Source organism: Ruegeria sp. CF8 (assembly GCF_056537285.1).
In genome coordinates this window covers 471,388-495,708 of the sequence record NZ_JBQFRG010000003.1, presented here as the reverse complement: position 1 = coordinate 495,708, position 24,321 = coordinate 471,388, and the positions used below count along the sequence as shown (strand labels likewise).

General features: G+C 59.2%; 26 protein-coding genes. 16 read left to right on the top strand and 10 right to left on the bottom strand.

The features are described from left to right. The first annotated feature begins 19 nt into the window (after window positions 1-19). The 3 genes from ACR0EV_RS10370 to tspO are packed head-to-tail and all read left to right on the top strand — an operon-like array spanning window position 20 to window position 3,092. Window positions 20-1,570, top strand: a complete 1,551-nt coding sequence (locus tag ACR0EV_RS10370) for a phytoene desaturase (protein WP_480799990.1) — start codon at window positions 20-22, stop codon at window positions 1,568-1,570. Further along, window positions 1,567-2,610, top strand: a complete 1,044-nt coding sequence (crtB, locus tag ACR0EV_RS10365) for a 15-cis-phytoene synthase (RefSeq protein WP_480799989.1) — start codon at window positions 1,567-1,569, stop codon at window positions 2,608-2,610. The genes ACR0EV_RS10370 and crtB overlap by 4 nt, the downstream gene beginning before the upstream one ends. After that, on the top strand, window positions 2,610-3,092 hold the full coding sequence (gene tspO / locus ACR0EV_RS10360) for a tryptophan-rich sensory protein TspO (protein WP_480674316.1): 483 nt from the start codon (window positions 2,610-2,612) through the stop codon (window positions 3,090-3,092). Before crtB ends, tspO begins: the two co-directional genes overlap by 1 nt. Here tspO and crtC read toward each other — a convergent pair. After that, on the bottom strand, window positions 3,089-3,958 hold the full coding sequence (gene crtC, locus ACR0EV_RS10355; RefSeq protein WP_480800009.1) for a carotenoid 1,2-hydratase: 870 nt from the start codon (window positions 3,956-3,958) through the stop codon (window positions 3,089-3,091). The two genes, tspO and crtC, sit on opposite strands and share 4 nt — an antisense overlap. Continuing rightward, on the bottom strand, window positions 3,925-5,502 hold the full coding sequence (crtD, locus tag ACR0EV_RS10350; protein ID WP_480799988.1) for a 1-hydroxycarotenoid 3,4-desaturase CrtD: 1,578 nt from the start codon (window positions 5,500-5,502) through the stop codon (window positions 3,925-3,927). Before crtD ends, crtC begins: the two co-directional genes overlap by 34 nt. Window positions 5,503-5,601: 99 nt before the next feature. On the opposite strand from crtD, the gene ACR0EV_RS10345 reads away from it, so the two are divergent. From ACR0EV_RS10345 to dxs, 13 genes are all read left to right on the top strand, one after another. After that, entirely contained in the window at window positions 5,602-6,471 is an 870-nt protein-coding gene (locus ACR0EV_RS10345) for a polyprenyl synthetase family protein (RefSeq protein ID WP_171668540.1), read from the top strand. Between the two features lie 2 nt (window positions 6,472-6,473). Continuing rightward, entirely contained in the window at window positions 6,474-7,595 is a 1,122-nt protein-coding gene (locus tag ACR0EV_RS10340; protein WP_475215343.1) for a methyltransferase, read from the top strand. 121 nt (window positions 7,596-7,716) lie between these two features. Continuing rightward, a complete protein-coding gene (gene bchC / locus ACR0EV_RS10335) occupies window positions 7,717-8,655 on the top strand; it encodes a chlorophyll synthesis pathway protein BchC (RefSeq protein ID WP_171668538.1) in 939 nt (312 codons plus the stop codon). Beyond that, entirely contained in the window at window positions 8,652-9,653 is a 1,002-nt protein-coding gene (locus tag ACR0EV_RS10330) for a chlorophyllide a reductase iron protein subunit X (protein WP_171668537.1), read from the top strand. Before bchC ends, ACR0EV_RS10330 begins: the two co-directional genes overlap by 4 nt. Next, on the top strand, window positions 9,650-11,206 hold the full coding sequence (bchY, locus tag ACR0EV_RS10325) for a chlorophyllide a reductase subunit Y (RefSeq protein WP_480799987.1): 1,557 nt from the start codon (window positions 9,650-9,652) through the stop codon (window positions 11,204-11,206). Before ACR0EV_RS10330 ends, bchY begins: the two co-directional genes overlap by 4 nt. After that, entirely contained in the window at window positions 11,206-12,705 is a 1,500-nt protein-coding gene (gene bchZ / locus ACR0EV_RS10320) for a chlorophyllide a reductase subunit Z (RefSeq protein WP_480799986.1), read from the top strand. The genes bchY and bchZ overlap by 1 nt, the downstream gene beginning before the upstream one ends. Further along, window positions 12,687-12,914 carry a cytochrome PufQ gene (pufQ, locus tag ACR0EV_RS10315; protein WP_371808689.1) on the top strand — a complete coding sequence of 76 codons (228 nt, stop codon included), beginning with the start codon at window positions 12,687-12,689 and terminating at the stop codon, window positions 12,912-12,914. The genes bchZ and pufQ overlap by 19 nt, the downstream gene beginning before the upstream one ends. An 87-nt stretch (window positions 12,915-13,001) precedes the next feature. Next, window positions 13,002-13,151 carry a light-harvesting antenna LH1, beta subunit gene (gene pufB / locus ACR0EV_RS10310; RefSeq protein ID WP_152458433.1) on the top strand — a complete coding sequence of 50 codons (150 nt, stop codon included), beginning with the start codon at window positions 13,002-13,004 and terminating at the stop codon, window positions 13,149-13,151. A gap of 13 nt (window positions 13,152-13,164) precedes the next feature. After that, window positions 13,165-13,323 (top strand): light-harvesting antenna LH1, alpha subunit, encoded by a 159-nt coding sequence (gene pufA, locus ACR0EV_RS10305; protein WP_152458432.1) that lies wholly within the window; start codon window positions 13,165-13,167, stop codon window positions 13,321-13,323. Between the two features lie 117 nt (window positions 13,324-13,440). Continuing rightward, window positions 13,441-14,280 (top strand): photosynthetic reaction center subunit L, encoded by an 840-nt coding sequence (gene pufL / locus ACR0EV_RS10300; protein WP_171668534.1) that lies wholly within the window; start codon window positions 13,441-13,443, stop codon window positions 14,278-14,280. Between the two features lie 3 nt (window positions 14,281-14,283). Next, window positions 14,284-15,270, top strand: coding sequence for a photosynthetic reaction center subunit M (gene pufM, locus ACR0EV_RS10295; RefSeq protein WP_480799985.1), 987 nt, complete (start codon window positions 14,284-14,286; stop codon window positions 15,268-15,270). A 1-nt stretch (window position 15,271) separates the two neighbouring features. Next, window positions 15,272-16,387 carry a photosynthetic reaction center cytochrome PufC gene (pufC, locus tag ACR0EV_RS10290; RefSeq protein WP_171668532.1) on the top strand — a complete coding sequence of 372 codons (1,116 nt, stop codon included), beginning with the start codon at window positions 15,272-15,274 and terminating at the stop codon, window positions 16,385-16,387. A gap of 187 nt (window positions 16,388-16,574) precedes the next feature. Further along, window positions 16,575-18,497 (top strand): 1-deoxy-D-xylulose-5-phosphate synthase, encoded by a 1,923-nt coding sequence (gene dxs / locus ACR0EV_RS10285; protein WP_475215350.1) that lies wholly within the window; start codon window positions 16,575-16,577, stop codon window positions 18,495-18,497. Here the strand turns inward: dxs and ACR0EV_RS10280 are convergent. The 8 genes from ACR0EV_RS10280 to puhA all read right to left on the bottom strand — a co-directional run bounded on the left by ACR0EV_RS10280 (window position 18,494) and on the right by puhA (window position 24,313). After that, window positions 18,494-18,919 (bottom strand): c-type cytochrome, encoded by a 426-nt coding sequence (locus ACR0EV_RS10280; protein ID WP_171668530.1) that lies wholly within the window; start codon window positions 18,917-18,919, stop codon window positions 18,494-18,496. The two genes, dxs and ACR0EV_RS10280, sit on opposite strands and share 4 nt — an antisense overlap. 71 nt (window positions 18,920-18,990) lie before the next feature. After that, window positions 18,991-20,205, bottom strand: coding sequence for a 5-aminolevulinate synthase (hemA, locus tag ACR0EV_RS10275; RefSeq protein WP_475215352.1), 1,215 nt, complete (start codon window positions 20,203-20,205; stop codon window positions 18,991-18,993). Next, window positions 20,195-20,998, bottom strand: a complete 804-nt coding sequence (gene puhE / locus ACR0EV_RS10270; protein WP_171668528.1) for a putative photosynthetic complex assembly protein PuhE — start codon at window positions 20,996-20,998, stop codon at window positions 20,195-20,197. Before puhE ends, hemA begins: the two co-directional genes overlap by 11 nt. After that, window positions 20,998-22,125, bottom strand: coding sequence for a magnesium-protoporphyrin IX monomethyl ester (oxidative) cyclase (gene acsF / locus ACR0EV_RS10265; protein WP_480799984.1), 1,128 nt, complete (start codon window positions 22,123-22,125; stop codon window positions 20,998-21,000). Before acsF ends, puhE begins: the two co-directional genes overlap by 1 nt. Continuing rightward, window positions 22,122-22,418 carry a hypothetical protein gene (locus ACR0EV_RS10260; protein WP_171327865.1) on the bottom strand — a complete coding sequence of 99 codons (297 nt, stop codon included), beginning with the start codon at window positions 22,416-22,418 and terminating at the stop codon, window positions 22,122-22,124. The genes acsF and ACR0EV_RS10260 overlap by 4 nt, the downstream gene beginning before the upstream one ends. Before the next feature lie 12 nt (window positions 22,419-22,430). After that, window positions 22,431-22,892: a photosynthetic complex assembly protein PuhC gene (puhC, locus tag ACR0EV_RS10255; RefSeq protein ID WP_475215354.1), complete on the bottom strand. Its 462-nt coding sequence runs from the start codon at window positions 22,890-22,892 to the stop codon at window positions 22,431-22,433. 9 nt (window positions 22,893-22,901) lie between these two features. Then, on the bottom strand, window positions 22,902-23,525 hold the full coding sequence (gene puhB, locus ACR0EV_RS10250) for a photosynthetic complex putative assembly protein PuhB (RefSeq protein ID WP_171668525.1): 624 nt from the start codon (window positions 23,523-23,525) through the stop codon (window positions 22,902-22,904). Between the two features lie 17 nt (window positions 23,526-23,542). After that, entirely contained in the window at window positions 23,543-24,313 is a 771-nt protein-coding gene (gene puhA / locus ACR0EV_RS10245) for a photosynthetic reaction center subunit H (RefSeq protein WP_171668524.1), read from the bottom strand. Window positions 24,314-24,321 lie beyond the last annotated feature (8 nt).

The window sequence follows — 24,321 nt, the reverse complement described above, 5'->3', positions numbered from 1 at the left end:
CAGATTGGGCCGCTAACGTATGACTCGCCTTGACGCGCAACTGACCCAAGACGCGATCCCTGTTGGGGATGACCGGTCTCATGCCGTGGTGATCGGTGCGGGACTGGGTGGTTTGGCCGCTGCGATGCGGCTGGGGGCGAAAGGCTACCGTGTCAGCGTTCTGGACCGGCTGGATATGCCCGGTGGACGCGGTTCGGCTATCTGGCGCGAGGGACATCGGTTTGATCTGGGTCCTACGATTGTAACTGTGCCCGAGGTGTTTCGCGACCTTTGGGCCGATTGCGAGCGCGACTTTGACGAGGACGTGAAGCTGGTCTCGCTGGACCCGTTCTACGAAATCCGCTGGCCGGATGGCTCGAAGTTTGCAGCGCGGCAGGGCGCTGATGAAATGGAGACCGAAGTCGCACGCCTGTCGCCCGGCGACGTGAAGGGCTTGCGCAAGTTCCTGAAGGACAGCGAAGCGCGCTATCTATTTGGCTTCGAAGATCTCGGACGTCGTCCGATGAACCGTCTTTGGGACCTGATCAAGGTCCTGCCGACCTTCGCCCGGATGCGCGCGGATCGCTCGGTCTATGCCCACGCAGCGCGACGGTTCAAGGACCCGCGCCTGAGGATGGCGTTCAGCTTTCATCCTTTGTTCATTGGCGGAGACCCAACGCAGGTGACCTCGATGTATATTCTGGTCAGCCATCTGGAAAAGGCGTTTGGCGTGCATTACGCCATTGGCGGTGTCGCGGCTATTGCCGAAGCCATGCGCAATGTCGTTCGCGATCAGGGCGGGCTTGTGCGTCAGAATGCCGAGGTGGATGAGATTCTGATCTCTGGTGGCGCGGCGCAAGGTGTGAAGCTAACCTCTGGAGAGGTGATCAACGCAGACATCGTCGTCTCCAACGCCGACCCGGGCCATACCTACACCAAGCTTCTGCGTAAAACCGGGCGCAAACGCTGGACCGATGCCCGGCTAAAGCGCACCCGTTGGTCCATGGGTCTGTTCGTTTGGTATTTTGGAACCAAACGCACCCGCAATCTATGGCCCGATGTTGGGCACCACACGATCCTGAACGGGCCGCGCTATCGCGGGCTGATCAACGATATCTTCAAAAAGGGGCGTCTGGCCGAGGACATGAGCCTCTATGTCCATCGCCCGTCGCTGACCGATCCGACCGCAGCGCCTGAGGGGGATGACACCTTTTATGCCCTCAGCCCCGTGCCGCATCTGGGGCATGACAGTTCCGTTGATTGGGTCACGCATGCCGAGACCTACCGCCAGCGCGTGCAAGCGGTGCTGGAGGATCAGCTTTTGCCCGGATTGGGCCAGCACCTGACAGCGTCCGAGGTATTCACGCCGGACACGTTCCGCGACCGCTACTTGTCACCTTTGGGCTGCGGGTTTTCAATTGAGCCCCGCATCCTTCAAAGCGCATGGTTCCGGCCGCACAACATCAGCGAAGAAGCAAAAGGGCTGTATCTGGTTGGTGCAGGTACACATCCAGGCGCGGGCTTGCCGGGCGTGGTCAGCAGTGCCGAAGTGTTGGCGAAACTCGTCCCTGATCCGGTGGGTGTGCGATGATCGAGCCCCAGGATATGCAATTCTGCCGGGATGCGATCCGGCACGGGTCCTTGTCTTTCCATGCGGCCTCCAAGCTGCTGCCACAGTCAGTGCGCGATCCGGCGCTGGCGCTCTATGCGTTCTGTAGGCTGGCGGATGACGAGGTTGATCTGAAAACCGAAAAGGCCGCCGCCGTTCTGATGCTGAAAGAACGATTGGAGCTGGTCTATGCCGGACGTCCGCGTAATGCGGCACCAGACCGGGCGTTCGCAGCGCTGGTGCAGGGGTATGAGATGCCCCGCGCTTTGCCCGAAGCCTTGCTGGAAGGTCTTGCTTGGGACGCGATGGAGCGGCGTTACGATGATATCTCAGATCTGATCGCGTATTCTGCAAGGGTCGCGAGTGCCGTGGGTGTGATGATGTCTGTGCTTATGGGCGAGCGCAACGCCGACGCCCTGGCGCGGGCCTGTGATCTCGGTGTCGCCATGCAATTAACCAACATCGCCCGTGATGTTGGCGAGGATGCGCGTGAAAACCGTCTTTACCTGCCGTTGAAATGGCTTAAGCAGGAAGGCGTCGACGCGAATGCTTTCATGGCAGATCCACGCGCCGAGCCGGGCATACGCATCTGTGTCTCTCGGTTATTGAAACACGCGCAAGACCTGTATGTGCGGTCAGAGACGGGAATTGCTGAACTGCCATTGCAATGTCGCCCGGGAATTTATGCCGCGCGTTTTGTTTATGCCGGTATCGGCGGGCAAATTCGCAAGTCCGGTTTTGACAGCGTGTCGCAGCGTGCGCGGACGGGGCAGGGGCAAAAACTCGGCTGGCTGATGTGGTCCCTGTGCCGTACTGCGTTGAGCGCGGTTGCGCCTCGGTCACCTCGCCTATACGCTCGGCCCTTGCCTGAAACCGCATTTCTGGTGGACGCTGCGGCGCATAACCGGCCCGCTCAAACGGATTGGAGCGATACGTTGTACACAGCCTTTGCGCAGTTGCAGACGTCGGAAAACGCCCGGCGACGGCACACTATGGCCTCAGTACGGACGCATGCAAGATAATGTTTATTCTGTATTTTCTGATCTTCTTTGCAGCTTGTGCTGCAGCCGGTGCGACTGGCGGTATGTTTCCGCCGGGCCAGTGGTATCGTGACCTGCGAAAGCCATCGTGGACACCGCCGAACTGGTTATTCCCGGTGGCCTGGACGACACTTTACGTTTGTATGAGCTGGGCAGGGGCCCGTGCTGCGGTGGCTGGTGATGCAAGCCTCGCGCTGGCACTTTGGGGGTTGCAGATCGCGATCAACACGCTTTGGACGCCGGTCTTCTTTGGCTTGCGGCGTTTGCGGGCTGGAATGGTGGTGCTGTCTGCGCTTTGGGTTGCGGTGGCGGCGACCATGCTTGCGCTTTGGTCCGTCGATACTTGGGCGGGTGTACTCTTCGTTCCCTATCTGGCTTGGGTCAGTGTCGCGGCGGCGCTGAATTGGTCGGTGTTGCAACTGAACCCTGAAACTGCCAATAACCCTCCGCCGATCGAGACCTAAAAGCTCCAGCTTGCCCGGCGTGGGACGCGCAAGGCTAACATGGGTTTCAACAACGGAGACCGAAATCTGCGCAGGTCCAGCGCTTCATACACGCCGGTTGTTTCCACTCCGCCCAGTTGAGTTCGGACCATAGCACGCGAGTAGAATGGTGCATCCAGCATGTTCATCACCTGTCGGGGGCGATACTCTTTGTCTGCCCGCGTCTCACGCCGGACGGCCCAAAGGCTGCGGTTCAACCGTGCCTTGGGGGGCAGGGGGGCAGGTTTGGATCTGCCACTTGAATCGAAGGACACGGCCTGACTCAAGGTTGAGCCGTCCAGCCGTTGTGCATCATAAAAACAGGTACTGCCGTTGGCGGTCGGGAAGCGGCCCCACGTCCAATATGAGAAATCCTCTTCCAGCGCGCGGGTGCCGAAATTCGCGTCGAAATACCCATGCCCAGTCCACTGCCATCCTGTCGCAGTCAAGTCGACGTCAATCCGGGCGGTCGGGGCGAACGGTCGCCAGACATGGATGTTGTCTGCGGTCAGCGGCAGTTCCACATCGGTCAGGGCTGTCGGTTCCAGAACCACTTGTCCCCGAACAGGCGAGATCATTGGTGGAGCCCCCATCTCATTGATGTCGATGATCAGCTTGTCGCCGTCCCACCGCATCGACGAGGGGCCAACGGTCATACTATCGCGCGTCAGTCGTAGGGCCGAACGCCCCCTGTCCGTCATTGTGAACCGTCCGCCGGGTCCATACGTGGCCACGTTGATGCAGACATGGTTTTCCGGGTCTTTGCGACCCGACCATCGATACCAAGGCGAAAAAACCGAACCGATAAAGGCTATTATCGATATTGCCCGGCTCTGATCGTCGCTGATCCCGTCGACATACCACCAGGCGTAGCCATTGGACGGTACATTGAGGGCGAAGTTTGGTCTTGCATGATCGTCTCGACCGCGTGCCGGGCGGAGAGCGCAGCCATCGGCAGACCGGCCCCCGGATGTGCGCCGCCGCCCACCAGATACAGGCCCTTGATCGATGTCCGCGCCCGCGGGCGCTTTAGCGCTGCCGTCAGCCCATGCGGGCTCTGCCCGTAGAGTGATCCGCTGCTCTCGGGGAACAGAGCCTCGAACTCCGCAGGCCTCGTCAGGGTTTCTGGCCCCGGAAGGGGATCGAAGGTCAGGCCGAACCGGCGTAGTACGTCGAAAGTACGTGTCTGACATGTCTGGAACTCCATTTCGGGTTCGGGACCTGGACCTATAGGCGGGGCGTTCAGAATGATCTCGAACCGCTCGCGCGCACCGGCGGGCTTTTGCGTGCCCAGTCCTCGGTCTTGCGCGCAAACATAAATCGACTGCTGGCGGGGAAAGAGACCGGCTTGCAATTCTTCAAACTCCGGACTGCTCGGATCGGTGAAGAAAACGTTGTGATGCTCCAGATCCAGACCACGCGGGACTGCATTGAAACTCCACACCACCGCTGACAGGCTGCGCGGAGTGTTCAGTGTCTGCTGAGCGACACCAGTCACATCCGGCCCCAGCGCCCCTTTAGCCAGCGCTCGGGGATCCCCGTTAAAGATCACGAGATCTGTCTCGATTGTAGCCCCCCCGTTGTATTCGACACCTTTAACGTGGCCGTCTTCGCAAGACACCGAAGTCACCTCGGTGTCATACTGAAAACGTGCACCGTGCCTCTTGCACAACGCCTCCAGCGCCTTAGGCAGGGATTGCATACCGCCCTGAACCGACCAAACGCCTGCGGCTTCGGCTTGCCAAATGAGGCTGAGTAAAGCCGGAGACTGGTGCGGCAAGCCGCCAACGTAAGTTGCATATCGGTTGAACAATTGCGCCAGACGCGGGTCGCTGAACCTGTGCGCCAGCTTCCCGCGAAGGCTTCGCATTGGCGCCATTGCCCTAAGCAAAGCGGGGTGCCGAATAAACGTCGCCGCCAGTTCCACTGACGAGGGGTGCGGTGTCTCCATCATCGTCGGGTTCAGGGTGGCAAAGAGGGCCATAGTTTCAGCGTGGAACCGCATGAAATCCGCCTCTGCCCCAGGTCCGGCAAATTCTTTGATCGCTTTGCGGTTTGCATCCAGTCGGTCGTGCAGATCAAGCTTAGTTCCATCGGGCCAGAAATGCCGAGCGATAATGGGCAGCTTGTGGAGCTCAATGTGATCGTCCAGCCGCTCATCCAAATTGGCGAAGACGTCGTCGAATATATGCCTGAGGGTCAAAACAGTTGGGCCCGCATCAACAGCACCACTTTCAGAGGGGAGAGTCCTGACCTTTCCGCCCGGATCGGCCTGTCGTTCGAGAACAGTCACACTGAACCCGGACGCGCACATCCGCGCGGCGCTGCACAGGCCGCCAATGCCCGCGCCGATGACCACCGCGTGGCGCATATGCGTTTGTTTCGCGCTCATAAGGAATTGTTGACTCCGAACGGATAACTGTCCAGTGTAATTTACACTATTGTGTCAATTTAAACTTTCACACTGGGTTGTCAGAGCAAAGGGATGCGCATGGAACTGAAGACAAGGATCGATAGTGCCATACAGCAGAACATTGCTCGCGCAAGGGTTGCCCCAGCACCGGATCAGCTTGCAAGGGCCTTGGACTATGCTTGCTTTCCTGGCGGCGCGCGGGTGCGTCCGACGATCTTGATGTCCGTCGCGCTGGCCTGTGGTGACGATAGACCCGCCGTAGCAGATGCTGCCGCGGCTGCGCTCGAGATTATCCATTGTGCAAGTCTTGTTCACGATGATTTGCCCTGTTTCGACAACGCGGACATCCGGCGCGGCAAGCCATCTGTTCACCGTGCGTTTTCAGAACCTTTGGCGGTTTTGACCGGTGACAGCTTGATCATCTTGGCCTTTGACATTCTGACACGCGCCGCCACGCATGAACCGCAACGCGCACTGGGGCTGCTGTCCTTGTTAGCGCAGCAGACGGGTATGCCGAATGGCATCTGCGCTGGGCAAGGGTGGGAGAGCGAACAGAGCATTGATCTGAGCGCCTATCACCGATCCAAGACCGGTGCGTTGTTTGTTGCAGCGACTCAAATGGGAGCCGTTGCCGCCGGGCACGATGCTGAACCTTGGTATGAATTGGGTGCACGGATTGGCGAAGCCTATCAGGTCGCAGATGATCTTCGGGATGCGCTTTACGATGAAAAGACACTTGGCAAGCCTGCCGGGCAGGATGATCTTCACGGTCGTCCAAGTGCGGTCGAGCAGTTTGGCATCAAGGGCGCAATACAGCGGTTGAATGATATCTTAAGCGGCGCAATCGCCTCGATTCCGTCCTGTCCGGGAGAAGCCATCTTGGCCCAACTGGTGCGCAAACAGGCAGAAGCGTTGACACCAGTTACGCCGGCAGTTGCGAAGGCCTGACAATGGAACGGTCGCCTCTTGTTGCGCGCCCTTTTTCGATCAGCACTAAGCTTGAACGTCTTTTGGGACGGAGTGATGTGCAATCCTTTGCGATGCGCCTTCCGATTGCACGCCGGTATGCCAAGCGGGACGGGGCCGAGATATTCGAGGTTATTCAAGGCTTTGTTTCAAGCCAGGTGCTTATGGCACTGGTTGAGTTTGAGCTTTTCGACCGCTTGGCGGATGGCCCGAAATCGGTACGGCAACTGGCCCATGAAATCGGGGTGAATGCGGAACGTCTGCAGGTCTTTTTGCAGGCTGGCGCGGCTTTGGGTTTTCTACGCCAGCGAAAGGGTCAGTTTGGCCTTGCACGCAAGGGCGCGGCATTGCGTGGTGTTCCCGGCCTTGCCGATATGATCCTTCATCACCGCGCTTTGTATCGCGACCTTGAAGATCCAAGCGCATTCCTGCGCGACAGCACGAGCACCGAGCTTGCCGAGTTTTGGCCCTATGTTCACGACGCATCCAAAGTTGGCCGGGAAGAGGCAGACCGCTATTCCCATTTGATGGCGCGCAGCCAGCGGTTGGTGGCCGAGGATACCCTGCGCAAAGTTCGACTTCACGGTGTAGACCATCTTATGGACATCGGAGGTGGCAGCGGTGCCTTTCTCGCCGAAGTCGCGCGGCGCTATTCGCAGATGCAGTTTACACTGTTTGATCTGCCGGAAACACGCACAGCCGCAAATGCTTATCTTGCGTCCGTCGCGCTGACGGATCGCATCAACTGCATTGCAGGCAGCTTTAGATCGGACCCATTACCAACCGGAGCGGATGCAATCAGCCTGATCCGAGTGCTTTATGACCACGACGATGCGACGGTTCGTGATCTTTTGAATAAGGTGTTCGAGGCACTGCCGCCCGGTGGACGTCTGGTCATTTCTGAACCGATGTCCGGTGGAGAAAGGCCGGACCGGATCACAGATGTCTATTTTGCAATATACACTCTTGCGATGGGCACCGGGAAAACCCGTTCGGCAGCACATATAACTGAATTGCTGGCTGAGGCAGGGTTTGTGGATGTCAGTCATCCAAAGCCGCTTCGAAGTTACATCACAGGGGTTATCACAGCTGTGAAGCCGCAGTAGCGGGAAATCTCTCAAAGTGTCAGTTTTAATTGACAGATACATACGTAAAGTTAAACTGACATAATAGCTCGCCAGGGACTCACCCATCGGGTGTCCCAAGTCGGCGAGGGGAGGGAAGACCGTGAGATCTTCAGCCGTAGTACTGCATGGACCCGGGCATCTGTCTGTTGAGTCTGTGACATTATCCCCGCCATCCGCATCGGATCTGGTGGTTGAAATCCGTCATTCCGGGGTCTCGACTGGAACAGAAAAACTGTTTTGGTCCGGGGAGATGCCGCCCTTTCCCGGCATGGGTTACCCACTGGTTCCCGGCTATGAGGCCGTGGGCGAAGTGGTCGAGGCCGGGTCCGATACGCGGTACGGTGTGGGCGATGCGGTGTTTGTACCCGGAGCCACCTGTTACGAGGATGCGCATGGGTTGTTCGGAGGTTCCTCGCGCCTGATCGTGACGGATGCGGATCGTGTCACGCCACTCGACTCGGGCTGTCAACGTGAGATGACACTGCTGGCGCTGGCCGCCACAGCGCGTCATTCGATGGCCGGTTTGGGCCATCAGGTCCCTGAACTGATCGTCGGCCACGGTGTGGTTGGCCGCCTGCTCGCGCGCCTCACCATCGCTGCCGGAGCACCAGCGCCGCTGGTGTGGGAGACCAACCCCGCCCGACGCGATGGGGCCGAAGGCTATCAGGTTATCGCCCCCGAGGAAGACCCGCGCCGCGACTATGGCTGTATCTACGATGCCTCGGGCGACAGCGCGATCCTGAACTCTCTGGTCTCGCGCCTGAGACGCACGGGCGAGATCGTGCTGGCCGGGTTCTACACCCAACCGCTCAGCTTTGCTTTCCCGCCCGCCTTCATGAAAGAAGCCCGGATGCGCATCGCGGCGGAATGGACGCCCGAGGATATGCGCGCCACCCGCTCGCTGGTCGAAAGCGGGGCTTTGTCGCTGGACAATCTGATCAGCCATATCGCGCCCGCGTCGGATGCCGCAACGGCCTATGCCACAGCCTTTGAAGATCCCGACTGCCTGAAACTTGTTCTTGATTGGGAGATCACATGAAAGACGACGCCCCCAACCTGAAAGAGTTCGACGCCCGGCTCAAGGCCGAGGCCCATGAGGATTTGGCCGACGTGTTGCCGACCGAGGCGGTCAAGAAAACCCAGATCATTGCGATCTATGGCAAAGGCGGGATCGGCAAAAGCTTCACGCTGGCCAATCTCAGCCACATGATGGCCGAGCAAGGCAAACGCGTGCTGCTGATCGGCTGCGACCCAAAATCCGACACCACCTCGCTGCTATTTGGCGGCAAGGCATGCCCGACGATCATCGAGACCTCGACTCAAAAGAAACTGGCGGGTGAAGAGGTGAAGATCGGCGATGTTTGCTTCAAGCGTGGCGGTGTTTACGCGATGGAGCTGGGCGGCCCCGAGGTCGGGCGCGGCTGCGGTGGTCGCGGTATTATCCATGGGTTCGAACTGCTCGAGAAGCTGGGCTTCCACGATTGGGATTTTGACTTCGTTCTGCTGGATTTCCTGGGCGACGTGGTTTGCGGCGGCTTTGGCTTGCCGATTGCGCGAGACATGGCACAGAAGGTCATTCTGGTTGGCTCGAACGACCTGCAATCGCTGTATGTGGCGAACAATGTCTGCTCGGCGGTGGAGTACTTCCGCAAGCTCGGCGGTAACGTTGGCGTCGCCGGCCTGGTCGTGAACAAGGATGACGGAACGGGCGAGGCGCAAGCTTTTGCCGAGGCGGTAAATATCCCGGTTCTCGCGTCGATCCCACAGGATGATGATCTGCGTAAGAAATCAGCGAACTATCAGATTGTTGGCACGGAATCCGGCCAGTGGGGCCCTCTTTTCGCCGCCCTCGGTGTGAACGTGGCCGACGCGCCGCCGGTCCGGCCTGCGCCTTTGGATCAGGACGGTCTGCTGGCGCTGTTCGACGGTAAGGAAACCGGGGCGGGCATCGAGTTGGTTCCAGCCACCGACGAAGACATGCGCGGAAAGAACGCAGCGCCTAAGAAGTCTCTGGAAGTGATCTACGACGACGCATGAACAAAGAAGTCACATATGACGCGTCCGCCGAGGCGCAGGTGATCAAGGGCGAACCTCGCGTGGAAACCGTCGGTGAGCCGCCTGCCTTGGGCTGTCATTCTGGGTCCGAGATGGAAGACGCCGCGCGCATCGCAGGCCAGTCCGAGTTGCTGGACCAATATGCGCGCGATTACCCGCAGGGCCCCCATGACAAGCCGCAAAGCATGTGTCCCGCTTTTGGCTCGCTGCGTGTCGGGTTGCGGATGAAACGGGTGGCTACAGTGCTGAGCGGCTCGGCCTGCTGTGTCTATGGTCTGACCTTTGTCAGCCATTTCTACGGCGCCCGGCGGTCGGTGGGCTATGTGCCGTTCAACTCGGAAACGCTGGTCACTGGCAAGCTGTTCGAAGACATCCGCGCGGCTGTTTACGATCTCGCGGACCCTGAGAAGTACGATGCAGTTGTTGTCACCAACCTCTGCGTGCCAACCGCCAGCGGCGTGCCGCTGCGGCTTTTGCCAAATGAAATCAATGGGGTGCGGATCGTCGGGATTGATGTGCCGGGGTTCGGCATTCCAACCCATGCCGAGGCCAAGGATGTTTTGGCCGGTGCCATGCTGGCCTATGCCCGCTCTGAGGCCGAGGCAGGGCCGGTCTCCGCCCCGGACGGTGCGCGGCAGGACCGGCCTACTGTCAGTTTGTTGGGCGAGATGTTCCCCGCCGATCCGGTGATGGTTGGACAGATGTTGGCGCCGCTGGGTCTGGCAGCTGGGCCAGTTGTTCCCTGCCGCGAATGGCGCGAGCTCTACGCTGCGCTGGATTGCGGTGCTGTGGCCGCGATCCATCCGTTCTACACCTCGGCCATTCGGGAATTTGAGGCCGCAGGCCGTCCTGTATTGGGAAGTGGACCAGTCGGGGTGGAGGGCACGGCTGCTTGGTTGTCGTCCATCGGTGACGCGTTCGGTCTTCCTGCGGAGACGGTAGGCACGGCGCAGAATGCGTTCCTTCCCGCAATCAAGGGCGCATTGGCCGCTGCCCCGATTTCTGGAACAGTGACTGTCTCTGGCTATGAGGGCAGCGAATTGCTGGTGGCGCGTTTGCTGATCGAAAGCGGCGCGAGCGTGCCATATATCGGTACCGCCTGCGCCAAAAGCCAATGGTCCGCGCAAGACGCTGACTGGCTGGAAGCGCATGGTGCTAAGGTGCAGTTCCGCGCCTCGTTGGAGCAGGATTGCGCGGCGATGGAAGGGGTCAAACCCGATCTGGCCATCGGCACAACTCCGGTGGTGCAAAAGGCCAAGCAATTGGGCATCCCGGCGCTTTATTTCACCAACCTGATATCTGCCCGTCCACTGATGGGACCTGCGGGCGCTGGATCATTGGCGCAGGTGATCAACGCGGCGATCGCCAATAAGGACAGGATGGACCGCATGCGCGACTTCTTCGAAGAGGTCGGCACTGAGGATACCGCCGGGATCTGGGAAGGCGATCCGAATCTGCGCCCCGATTTCCGCGCCATCAATCAGAAAAAACTGGAACGGCAGGCCAAGGCCGCCAAAGCGCAGGAGATGATCTGATGCTCATCCAAGATCATGACCGCGCCGGGGGCTATTGGGGGGCTGTTTACGCTTTCTGCGCCGTGAAGGGCCTGCAAGTGGTAATCGATGGGCCGGTTGGCTGTGAAAACCTGCCTGTTACGTCTGTCCTGCACTACACCGACGCTCTGCCGCCGCATGAATTGCCCATCGTTGTGACTGGTTTGGGCGAAGAGGAACTGGGCCGCGACGGGACCGAAGAGGCGATGAAACGCGCTTGGGGAACGCTTGATCCGGCACTGCCTGCGGTGGTTGTAACCGGGTCGATTGCCGAGATGATCGGCGGAGGCGTGACGCCTCAGGGCACTAACATCCAACGCTTCCTGCCGCGCACCATTGATGAGGATCAGTGGGAAGCCGCTGACCGTGCGATGACGTGGATTTTCACAGAATTCGCAATGACCAAGGGCCGTATGCCGCCCGAGAAGAAACGGGACGAGGGCGCAAAGCCGCGCGTCAACATTCTTGGGCCCATGTACGGCACGTTTAATATGCCCAGCGATCTGGCCGAGATCCGGCGTTTGGTCGAAGGCATCGGGGCCGATGTCAATATGGTCATGCCTTTGGGCGCGCATCTGGCCGAGATGCGCAATCTGGTGAATGCCGACGTAAATATCGTCATGTACCGCGAATTCGGTCGGGGCCTGGCCGAGCTGTTGGGCAAACCCTATCTGCAAGCCCCGATCGGCGTCGACTCGACCACCAAATTCCTGCGCAAATTGGGTGAGCTTACGGGATTGGATCCTGAACCGTTCATAACGCGCGAAAAGCATTCCACCATCAAACCGGTCTGGGATCTGTGGCGTTCGGTCACGCAGGATTTCTTTGCCACGGCTTCGTTCGGAGTTGTCGCCAATGAAACTTACGCGCGCGGCCTGAGGCTGTTCTTGGAAGAGGATCTGGGCCTGCCTTGCGGTTTCTCGGTCGCGCGCTGCGCCGGGACCAAGACCGACAATGATCAGGTGCGGACGCTGGTGGCGCAGAAGAAGCCTCTGGTCGTGTTCGGCAGCATCAACGAAAAGATCTACCTCGCGGAACAAAAGGGCGGGTTCGGGCCATCCCCGGCCTTTATTCCAGCCAGTTTTCCGGGTGCCGCGATCCGTCGGGCAACCGGCACGCCCTTCATGGGTTACGCGGGCGCGACCTATGTGCTGCAAGAAGTCTGCAACGGGCTGTTCGACGCCCTGTTCCACATCCTGCCGCTTGGCACCGAGATGGACGCAGGCCCGGCCACGCCTGCCACGCAACGCACCGAATTGCCGTGGGACGAGGATGCCAGCGCAGCGCTGGAACGCATTCTGGAAACTCACCCCGTTCTCACCCGCATTTCCGCCGCGAAATCCCTGCGCGACGCCGCAGAGAAGGCGGCCCTATCCAACGGGGACGCGCGCGTCTTTGCCAGCACCGTTCAGGCGTTGGACCCCGCGCGTTCCAAAACTGATCCAACCGAAGGAGGAGACCTGTGCCAGCAGCAACCCTGAATTCACACAGTGACACGGACAAAAAGCGGACACAGCGCCCGCCCGAGTTCATTTTCTACTTCGCGATCCTGTTCCTGATTTCGATCCCCTTCGCGATGATCGAATGGATCAGGCTGTCCCTGCGCCGCCGCACGCTGAACCTGCGTGGACCTTTGGCGCGGGCCTGGTCCGAGGCCGACAGGATCACGCCAATCATCTTTTCCAGATGACGGCGACCCGAGATCCGGCCCGCACCACGCGGGACGGGGCCCAGCCGCTGGGTAAGCGGCGTCAGCATAATGATCCGGAGGTTCTTTATGGCTGATAATGACGACCTGTCCTTCACAGGTCTTACCGACGAGCAAGCTCAGGAGCTGCATTCGGTCTACATGAGCGGCCTATGGCTGTTCGCGATCGTTGCGCTGGTTGCACATATCGCAACCTACATCTGGGCTCCGTGGTTCTGAGGAGGGATCGACAATGGCAAAATTTTACAAGATTTGGCTGATCTTCGATCCGCGTCGCGTCTTTGTAGCGCAAGGCGTATTCCTCTTCCTGCTCGCCGTCATGATCCACCTCGTTGTGCTTAGCAGCGGTCTCAACTGGTTTGAGAACGCGGCATCAACCGCCGGGTTCTAAACCCGTTCGGCGGCATCGCGTGATGGACTAAGAGACTGCCGCGGGCGGCATGACTCGCCCGCGGCGCAGACCGGGACACTGGCACCCGGCACGGACCGAAAACGTCGGAGCAAGACTATGGCGATGCTGAGCTTTGAAAAGAAGTACCGAGTCCGGGGAGGGACGCTGATCGGTGGCGACCTGTTCGATTTCTGGTTCGGTCCTTTCTATGTTGGCTTCTTTGGCGTCACGACGGTGTTCTTCGCCGCGCTTGGCACGATCCTGATCTTTTGGGGTGCGGCGATGCAAGGCACGTTCAACCCCTGGCTTATCAACATTGCCCCGCCAGACCTCAGCTATGGTCTGGGGATGGCCCCGTTAATGGAAGGCGGGCTGTGGCAGATCATAACTTTCTGTGCAGTGGGCGCCTTTGTCAGTTGGGCGCTGCGCGAGGTTGAAATCTGCCGTAAGCTGGGGATGGGGTATCATGTGCCCTTCGCCTTCAGTTTTGCCATTCTGGCTTATGTCACGCTGGTTGTGTTCCGCCCGCTGCTGATGGGCGCGTGGGGGCATGGGTTTCCATATGGCATCTTCAGCCACCTCGATTGGGTGTCAAATACCGGCTACGCCTATCTTCATTTCCACTACAACCCGGCTCATATGCTGGCCGTGACTCTGTTCTTCACCACCACTTTTGCCCTTGCCCTACACGGTGCGCTGATCCTTTCCGCGGCCAACCCGGAAAAAGGGGAAGAGATGAAAACGCCCGATCATGAAGACACATTCTTCCGCGATTTTATCGGGTACTCGATCGGGACGCTGGGCATTCACCGTCTCGGATTTTTGTTGGCCATCAACGCAGTCTTCTTCTCTGCCGTGTGCATCATCATCTCGGGGCCCGTATGGACGAAGGGCTGGCCCGAATGGTGGAACTGGTGGCTTGAACTGCCGATCTGGCCCTCGCAGGCGGGGATGTGATCCATGATTGAGTATCAGAACATTTTTTCCCAAGTGCAGGTCCAGGGCGAGCCTGAATGGGGCATGGATGACAACCGTCGGATGGGCCGTGAGCGTATCGGCAAGCCGTTCTTCTCGAAACTCGTGGGCTGGCTTGGCAACGCGCAACTTGGGCCAATTTACCTGGGCACCTTCGGTGTTGTCAGCATTGCGACGGGCATCCTATGGCTCAATATCATCGGTCTGAATATGCTGGCGCAGGTCAACTGGTCTATTTCAGAGTTTCTGCGCCAAGGCTTCTGGTTGGCGCTTGAGCCGCCCAGCCCGGAGTATGGTCTTACAATCCCGCCGTTGAGTGACGGCGGCTGGTATATCATCGCCAGTTTTTTCTTGCTGGTCTCGGTCTTGTCCTGGTGGTTGCGCACCTACGCGCTGGCGGCGGAACACAAGATGGGCAAGCATGTGGCCTGGGCCTTTGCCTCAGCCATCTGGCTGTTCTTAGTGCTGGGTCTTTTCCGTCCAATCCTGATGGGGTCGTGGTCCGAAGCGGTGCCTTATGGCATCTTTCCTCACCTGGATTGGACAACTGCGTTCTCGATCCGCTACGGCAACCTGTATTATAATCCGTTCCACTGTCTCTCGATTGTATTCCTCTATGGCTCCGTCCTGCTTTTTGCCATGCATGGAGCAACAATTCTGGCAGTCACGCGATTTGGCGGCGACCGCGAGTTGGAGCAGATCGTGGATCGCGGTACCGCCTCGGAACGTGCGGCGCTGTTTTGGCGCTGGACGATGGGATTCAATGCCACGATGGAGGGTATCCACCGCTGGGCCTGGTGGTTTGCGGTGCTTACCCCGATCACCGGTGGAATTGGCATCCTGCTGACCGGCACGGTGGTCGACAACTGGTTCATCTGGGCACAGGAACACAACTTCGCCCCCGCCTATGACGGGTCGTTTGGGTACGAAGCCTTTGGCACCTACGAAGGCTTCATAGGGCAGGAGAACTGAGATGCTTCCCAAGTGGTTCGATAAGTGGAACAGAGAAAACCCGACGGATGTCTTTGGTCCTGCTATTTTGATTGGCGCATTGGGCGGCGCTATCTTCATCGCTGCGATGCTGGTGGCTTTTGGCCAGCCCTTTGCCACCAAAAGCATCCAGACCGGCCCGCGCGGAACCGGCATGTCGGTGACAGAATTCATCAAGGATGCCGAACGTCCCGATCCAACAATCGAAGAATACCTGACCGAAGAACCCTATCCCCCGCAGCCTGGCGACGTTCTGGCCCGGGATATCTACGAAAACGTGCAGGTGCTTGGTGATCTGACTGAGGACAACTTTAATCGCCTGATGACGGCGATGACCTTCTGGGTCTCGCCCGAGCAAGGCTGCGCTTACTGCCATGGCGATGGGGATCTGGAAACCTATGGCGAGGATAATCTCTACACCAAACTGGTTTCCCGGCGCATGATCGAGATGACCCAGAACATCAATGAAAACTGGGATGGGCATGTGAACGCCAACAAAGAGGTCGGCGTGAACTGTTATACCTGTCACCGAGGTCAGAACGTACCCAGCGACATCTGGTTCCGCATCACTCCAGTCGTCGATGCGATGACGGGATGGGGTGCGGTACAGAACCGTGCGACGGTGCAAAGCCAGTCAACATCGCTGCCATCAGATGCACTGGAAACCTACCTTCTGGACTACGGAATCATCGGTGTTCATGATTTGGAATCCCGCGTTGCCGGTTCGCCCGCAGACGAAGGCTTCCGGTCCATTCAGGACACCGAACGCACCTATTCACTGATGAACTACATCGACAACTCCTTGGGAGTGAATTGCGTGTTCTGCCACAACAGCCGCGCCTTCTACGACACGGCCGAGGTCACCCCGCAATGGGCCACCGCCAGCCTTGGCATCGCAATGGTGCAGGAGTTGAACAACGATTACCTGGTGCCGCTGGGCGAGCTTTACCCGGAAGAGCGACTGGGGCCGATCCATCAGGACGCGCCCAAAGCGGCGTGCCGGACCTGCCACAAGGGCTATCAGCAGCCCTTACAAGGCATGAACATGATCGCGGATTGGCCGGAACTGACGACGTCAGAGGTGCCAGAGTACGAATAGGGCCAGCCGTCTCCCCATGACCGGCTGACGCCCTTACGCAGCACGGACCTGGTGGCTTCCCCGGTCCGCGCATGGGGCACAAAATGCCTCGCAACTGTTCTGTGGCGACAGAACATCTGGCTGGTGATCTGCACGGACGTGCGTTCGGTACCGTGCAGATCGCCGGTCGACTGACCGGAGTAAGGCTATGACACACCCAGATACACCGCTGTTGGACCGCGTTGCCGGGCCAGCTGATCTGCGGATGCTCAGCGATGAAGAGCTTGCACTGATCGCCGATGAATTGCGGGATGAAGTGATCGACATTGTTTCGGAAACCGGCGGGCATCTGGGGTCTTCGCTGGGCGTGGTTGAACTGACTGTTGCATTGCATGCTGTGTTTAATACGCCAATGGACAAGCTGATCTGGGATGTGGGCCACCAGTGTTATCCGCATAAGGTTTTGACCGGGCGGCGCGACAGGATGCGGACCTTGCGCCAAAAGGATGGGCTAAGCGGTTTTACCAAACGCTCAGAGTCCGTGTTTGATCCATTCGGAGCAGCGCATAGTTCTACTTCGATCAGCGCAGCGTTAGGGTTCACGATTGGTCGCGATATGGGCATGCCAACAGGGGATGCGATTGCGGTGATTGGAGATGGCTCGATCAGTGCCGGTATGGCTTATGAAGCGCTGAACAACGCGGGTTGTGAAGGGCGGCGGTTATTCGTGATCCTGAATGACAACGAGATGAGCATCGCTCCGCCAGTCGGTGCAATGTCGACCTATCTGTCGCGGCTCTATGCCTCGGAGCCGCTGGCTCGGATGCAATCCCTGTCCGAAGGGTTCGAGGCCGCCATGCCTCCACCGGTGCGTGCCGGAATGCGCCGGGCGCGACAGCTGGTGTCGGGGCTGCCGGGCGCAGGTACGCTGTTCGAGGAATTGGGTTTCGACTATATCGGTCCCATCGATGGGCATGACATGGACCAGCTCTTGCCCGTGTTGCGCGCCGCGAGGACGCGCGCGACCGGGCCGGTCCTTATCCACTGTGTGACCGTCAAAGGCAAAGGCTATGCCCCAGCCGAGAATAGCGCAGATAAGTATCATGGCGTGTCCAAGTTCGATGTCTCAACAGGGGCAATGAACAAAGCTAAGGCCAACGCGCCCAGTTATACCTCGGTGTTTGGCGACACCCTGACAGACGAGGCCAGCCGAGATCCGTCTATCGTTGCGGTGACCGCTGCAATGCCTGCCGGGACCGGGGTCAAAACGATGGCTGAACGGTTCCCTGGCCGTGTATTCGATGTCGGCATCGCCGAACAACACGCCGTCACTTTTGCGGCCGGGATGGCGGCCAGTGGTCTAAAGCCCGTCTGCGCCATTTATTCGACCTTCCTACAGCGCGGGTATGACCAAGTAGTACATGACGTTGCTTTACAGGGGTTGCCGGTCCGCTTTGCGATTGACCGCGCGGGCCTTGTCGGGGCTGACGGTGCGACCCATGCAGGGGCTTTCGATTTGACCTATCTGTGTAGCCTACCTGGATTCGTGGTCATGGCCCCGTCGGATGAGGCTGAGCTGCGCCACATGATTGCAACTTCGCTGTCCCATGATGATGGGCCGTCGGCTGTTCGCTTCCCGCGTGGGGCAGGGGTGGGCGTAGAGCTTCCCGAACGCGGAGAGATCCTTCCCATTGGCAAAGGGCGGATCGTTCGCGAAGGCGAGGACGTGGCCATCCTCTCACTGGGCGCACATCTTGCCGAGTGTATGGCGGCGGCAGATATGCTGGCTGATGAAGGGCACCAACCAACGATTGCAGATGCAAGATTCGCCAAGCCAATCGACACCGAGCTATTGGCTGAACTGGCGGCCCGCCACAGTGCTATCGTCACGGTGGAACAGGGCGCGCAGGGCGGGTTCAGCGCTCATGTCCTGTCACATCTGGCGAATTCGGGCGCTTTGGATCGGGGCCTGAAGATGCGTACGGCCACGCTGCCCGATAGGTTTATCGAGCAGGCCGCGCCGAGTGAGATGTATGAAGATGCGGGAATGACCGCGCGGGATATCGCAGATGTTGTCCGCGGGCTTTACGCTCGCGAGACAAAGGTCATCTCTTTCCCTGCTGCCCGTTAGGTCTGAGGGCCGACCGAGTTCAGATAGGCCCAGATGTTGGCGGCCTCATCTTCTTTGCGCAGTTTAAAAGTCATTTTTCCACGCGCGCTGGTGTCGTCGAGGTATTCCTTCAGGAATTTGGACGGATCAGCCACATAAGCGGTAAAGTCTGCCTCTTCCCAGACCAGACCGGCTTCTCCTGCCGCGACCATCGAGTCCGAGTAGTTGAAGCCTTCATACGTTCCGGCAGTCCGACCCACGACACCATACAGGTTGGGCCCGGTCTTGCCGCCTTTTACAATTTCTTCGCCAGCGTCATCGACAATGACATGGCAGGCTTTGCATTTATTGAAATTTTTTGCGCCTTTCTCAGCGTCCCCCTCGGCAAAAACGGGGCCCGCGAAAACAGCCAGTGCTGCGCCGGCAGACAGGATTCTTTTCATCTGTATTTCCTCCTCCGAAGTTCTTTTAAGTTAGAGCATCAGTCTCAAAGTCAATTTTGCACACAATGAGATCAGGCAACCGCGTGCGCCAAAGCACACTGCTTCCAAAGTACCATCAACGCCTCGACCAGGCGGTCGATATCGTCATCGCTGTGCAAGGGCGACGGTGTAAACCGCAACCGCTCAGTTCCTTTCGGGACGGTCGGATAGTTGATCGGTTGCACGTAGATGCCGTAGTCGCGCATCAGGATATCGGACAGCATCCGGCATTTGACCGGGTCCTTGATCATCACCGGGATAATGTGGCTGGGGTTGTCCATATGCGGGATGCCATAGGCGTTGAGCTTGTCGCGCAGACGCTTCACTTGGCGCCGCTGGGCCAAACGTTCAGCACTACTGGTTTTCAGATGCCGAATGCTGGTTGTCGCCGCCGCCGCAACCGCCGGCGGCAGGGCGGTCGTGAAGATAAACCCGCTTGAGAAGCTGCGCAGGAAATCACACAGCGCCTCGGACCCGGTGACATAGCCGCCGACACAGCCGTAGGCCTTGCCCAACGTGCCTTCGATCAGGGTGATGCGATCTGCCAGCCCTTCGCGTTCGCTGATGCCGCCGCCGCGCGGACCGTATAGGCCGACGGCGTGGACCTCGTCCAAATAGGTCAGTGCGCCGTGCTTCTCGGACACCTCGACGATTTCTTTCATCGGGCAGATATCGCCATCCATCGAATAAACGGATTCAAAGGCCACGATCTTGGTGCTGTTGACAGGGAGTGCCGCCAGCTTGCGATCGAGGTCTTCGGGATCGTTGTGCTTCCAGATGACTTTCTTGGCCCGCGAATGGCGGATACCTTCGATCATCGAGGCGTGGTTCAGTTCATCACTCAGGATCACCGCATCCGGCAGGCGGCTGCCCAGGGTCGACAGCGACGCCCAGTTTGACACATAGCCCGAGGTGAAAACCAGAGCAGCCTCTTTGCCATGCAGGTCGGCCAGTTCCGCCTCAAGCCGAACGTGATGGTGGTTGGTGCCCGAGATATTGCGCGTACCGCCAGCACCGACGCCGCAGCTGTCGATGACGTCTTTCATCACCTCGCGTACTTTCGGGTTCTGACCCATGCCAAGATAATCGTTGGAACACCAGACAGTGACCTTGTCAGGGCTGTCTTCTACGTGGGATTTCGCGGTCGGGAACGCGCCGCAGAGCCGTTCAAGCTCGGCAAAGATCCGGTAATTGCCTTCCTTTTTCAGCTGATCCAGCTGCGCGTTGAACATCTTGTCAAATTCCATGACGTCCCTCCCTTTCGGTATTCATGGTGAGCGGTTTCGGGTCCGGCAGCATCCAGCGCCACAGCTTGGCGTCGGGCAGCGGCAGAACCAGCAACCAGTGTTCCAGTAAGGCCAGCGCAGTGAGGCTGGCCAACAAGATTTGCGTTGTCTTGATCGGGTCAGTCGCGGCATGTCCGGCGCGCGCCATGAACAGGGCGACGGCGACGGACAGCAGCGATACGGAAATGGGAAAAAACCAGTTCATCCGGGCGATGCGGAAGTGGCTGGGCAAGTGCGCCAGGTGGTCGGGCAGAAACTCGGTATTGAACTTCGGCACGCCGAAAAACAGGTTCAGCTTGGCCGAGATGCGGGCGGAGAAAAGGATGCCGAAGCACCAAGCGCCGACAGTGTTGGGCTGGTTCCAACTGATCAGCGCCAGCACGATAGTTATCAGGACCAATAGCATCTCGTGATAAGCAATGGTGCCCCAGGCGCGGATAAAACGCTCCCATAATGGCGCGTCGGTGGGGCATGGATAGGCGTTTGGGCCGGTGATCATACCGCATAGGAAGGCCAACTCGATCCAGCCCCAAATCGCCAGAGCGCTTGTGAAACCCAGATAGATCGAGCCGGTACTGCCATCGCCCAGCGACAGCCAGAACCCGGCCAGCCCTGCGATGAGTACGGGCAAGGAGCACAGCGCAGTGCGGTTGCGTCCGCCCGCGCTACGGCGGACAACCCACAGGATCGCCCCGGTGGAGAACCACCAGAGGAAAAGCGCAATAGGCGCGGCGATCCAGGGGGCGAGGGTCATCAGTAGCAGGGCTCCAATCTTGTTTGAGCCGGAACTTGATGCTTTTTCGCAGGGATGAAATACAGCGCGGCAAAGGCGCGACCAGCGCGGAGCGAACCCCAAAGCTGAGCGACCTTACCCGCGATGCCACCGCGTTCCTTCGCCTTGGCAATGTCTGCGTTGGCCTGATACAGCGCACGGCAGTTCTTGAGCCAGCGTGGATCGTCGATATCCAGCGTGATCGGGAAGATCTGCTTGCTGAGCTCGCTGGTCTTCTCGAACACCGCGTGGGCATACCAATCCGGATCGACGCCCAATGCCTCATGGAAGGCGGGCCGCTGATGGTCGCGCACGAACATGGTCGCGTAGACGGCGGTCAGGAAGAACTTGATCCACAGCACATTGACGCCCGAGGTCAGCTTTGGGTCGGTCTTCATCAGCAAAGCAAACGCCTCGCCATGGCTGAACTCGTCATTGCACCACTCTTCGAACCACTTGAAGATCGGGTGGAACCGATGTTCGGGGTTGGCCTGAAGATGCCGGAAGATAGTTATGTAGCGGGCGTAGCCGATCTTTTCCGACAGGTAAGTGGCGTAGTAGATGAATTTGGGCCGGAAGTAGGTGTATTTCTTCTTCTGGGTCAGGAAGCCCAGATTCACCCGTAGCCCGGCCTCGCGCAGCGCATCGTTGATGAAACCCGCATGGCGCGCCTCATCCCGAGCCATCAGTTGGAACAGCTGGGTGATGTCCTTGTTGTTCCCACGCCGCTTCATCTCTTTGTACAGCACACAACCCGAGAATTCGGCGGTACAGGACGAGATCAGGAAGTCGATGAACTCTTTCTTCAACTGCGGCTCCATTCCGCCCCAGTCGATCTGGTCCCAATCCTCGTTCTTCTTGAAATGCCCCTTGTTGGGGTCCGAGAGCATCTGGGCGATCAGCCCGTCCCAGTCCTCGCGCACCGAGGAGACATCAATGGCATCCAGCTCATCAAAGTCAGTAGTATAAAAGCGTGGAGTCAGCAGGGTGTTCTGCATCGCCGTCTCGGTCGCCATTTCGTCGTTATAGATCGCGTCCTGTTCGGCTGCGATGGCCAGGCCCTCTTCGACCGTGGTGGCGTCGGCGGTGTGTTTGGATTGCATGTTCATAGCGTGACCTCCTCAGAGAAGGAGAATTCGCACAGCTCCATCACTTCGAAATCGCCCGTAAGGCGGGTCCAGAGACGTTCGAGCAGGCTGGCGCGTATGATCGTCGCTTCGCGCTGTTCGATGACGATCTCACCGAACGGGGCCATGATTTCTGGGCCTTTCACCTGCACTTCGTCGCCGGGATAGATCACGGCACCGTTGTCGAACCTTACATGGGCGTGCAGGCTCTCGAATTTGTGGCTCACCTCGACTGTGCAGGGCGCGCGTTCAAAGTCTTTTGTCAAAAGTCCCATGTTGGCTTCCTTTCAAGGTTGGTCCAGAAGTCTGGCGAAACGACTGGCATTATCAGCGCCAAATCCCATGAGGTCGGCGCTCCATCCCGTTGCGGGATCGGTAATATCGAGACGGCCGTTGGCGCGGCGCGTTACGATGACGGGGGTGTGTGCAGGCAGATCGGCCTGCGCGCGATTGCGGTCGATGACCCGGGCAACACCGGCGACAAAGCCGCCCTGGGTGGCGTCCAGCCGGGCAATGACTGCACCTTCGGGCGACAGCACGCTGACGGCACCGCTGACGCCATCGCTGATCAGGATCATCGCACGCTCATGCGTAATTTCGGCCGCCGGAGGCGTCGCCGAAAGTGGCACATCGGCGATGCGGGCATAGGTGACGATGGCCAGAACAGCACAAACCAACAGCCCCATGGCCCGAAGCAGCGCGCGCGGGATCAACTCGCGGTCTTGGCTATGGGATTGGGTATCGGTCATGCCGTTCTCCTATTCCGCCGCGATTGGGTTCATGGTGCGCTCGACGCGCGGGATGCTGACCTGCGCCTCGGCGGCATCTGCGAAGATGCGCGCGACGTTTTCCGCATCTGGGATGCAGCGCAGGGCAGGCTGGGTGTTGAAACGCCACGGCCGCACATGGGGCCAGCAGAGCAGATAGCTGAACCGCGTCGGACCTTGCAGTGTCAGGGCAATTGTCCCGGTGCCATCCTTGCGCAAATCCAGATCGGCGCTGGCGATTTTCGAGTATGGCAGGTTCAGCGTGATGGTCAGCGCGGCCCCGATCCGCATGGCGACGCGACGGTTGGTCAGCGTGTACATCGTGCACCGGGCCTGAATGACCGAAAACAGGACGAGAAGCGCGCAGGTTACGGCCCCAAGGATCACGAAGGGCAGCGACGCGGCAAAGGCCAGATCCAATGGCATCAGGTCCACCACCGACACAAAGCGCCAGAGCGTCAGGACCGCAAAATAGCCCGCAATCCACAAGACACTGACAGAGGATTTCGCAAGCGCCCACCAGTGCGGGCGACCCTGCCAAAGGATCACCTCACCCTCGGGCGGGCGTTCCGGCAGGCCCGGCACCGGTTCGACTGCGAAATCGTCATGTGACATGCGGGTGGCTCCTGTCCTTAGATCTGCGGCTCTTGTCGGGCTTCGCTGGCGTAAAGCGTGCCGCCGGCGTAGTAGGCGCTGATTTTCTCTTCCTCGAGCAGGGTGACCTGATCGGGGTTCGCGATCTGCGGCACGTCCTTGACATGCTCGGCAAAGATCGAGCGGACCTTGACCCGGTTTGACCAGATGCGCGCCATGGTCAAAGGCACCAGCCGGGTGCCGCCGCCATGTTCCGCGTCCAGTTCGTATTCGAGATAGCGGACCAGTTGCTCAGGTACGTCGACCCACATATCGGTGACGGTGCCGACGGCCTGATTGTCGCCGGTCACAACGGGTTTGCCGCGCGGGTCTCGGCCTGCGGCGTGCGAGAATGCCTCAAGTTTGCGCATTGGCTGCAGTTTGAGGTGTCCATGGCCGTCCAGTTCCGGAATATCGCGTCGCGGAGCCCAGGCGGCGGGCCCCACACCGTCGACCATCGGGTTGCCGGTGGGCTCGAACGGATACCCTCCAGCGGCGTTTGTGCGTTCCAGTGCCAGATCATCGCGATCACCGCGTTGGCCGCTGGGAACAGTCAACTCTCCGCGTCCGTGGGGCAGTTTGAAGGTCTTGTCATCCGGGACCGGGAACAGACCCTGATTGGGCGCTTCCTCACCGTCGTCATCGACCAGAGGAAAACCCTCGCGCATGTTTTCCCGTTGGATGTAGAAGATCAGAAGGGCGAAAAAGACCCAGAAAAGCCAGATCGACAGGCTGGCGAGGTCGAATTCTCCGAAAAAGGTCTGGGTCATGCCGTGAT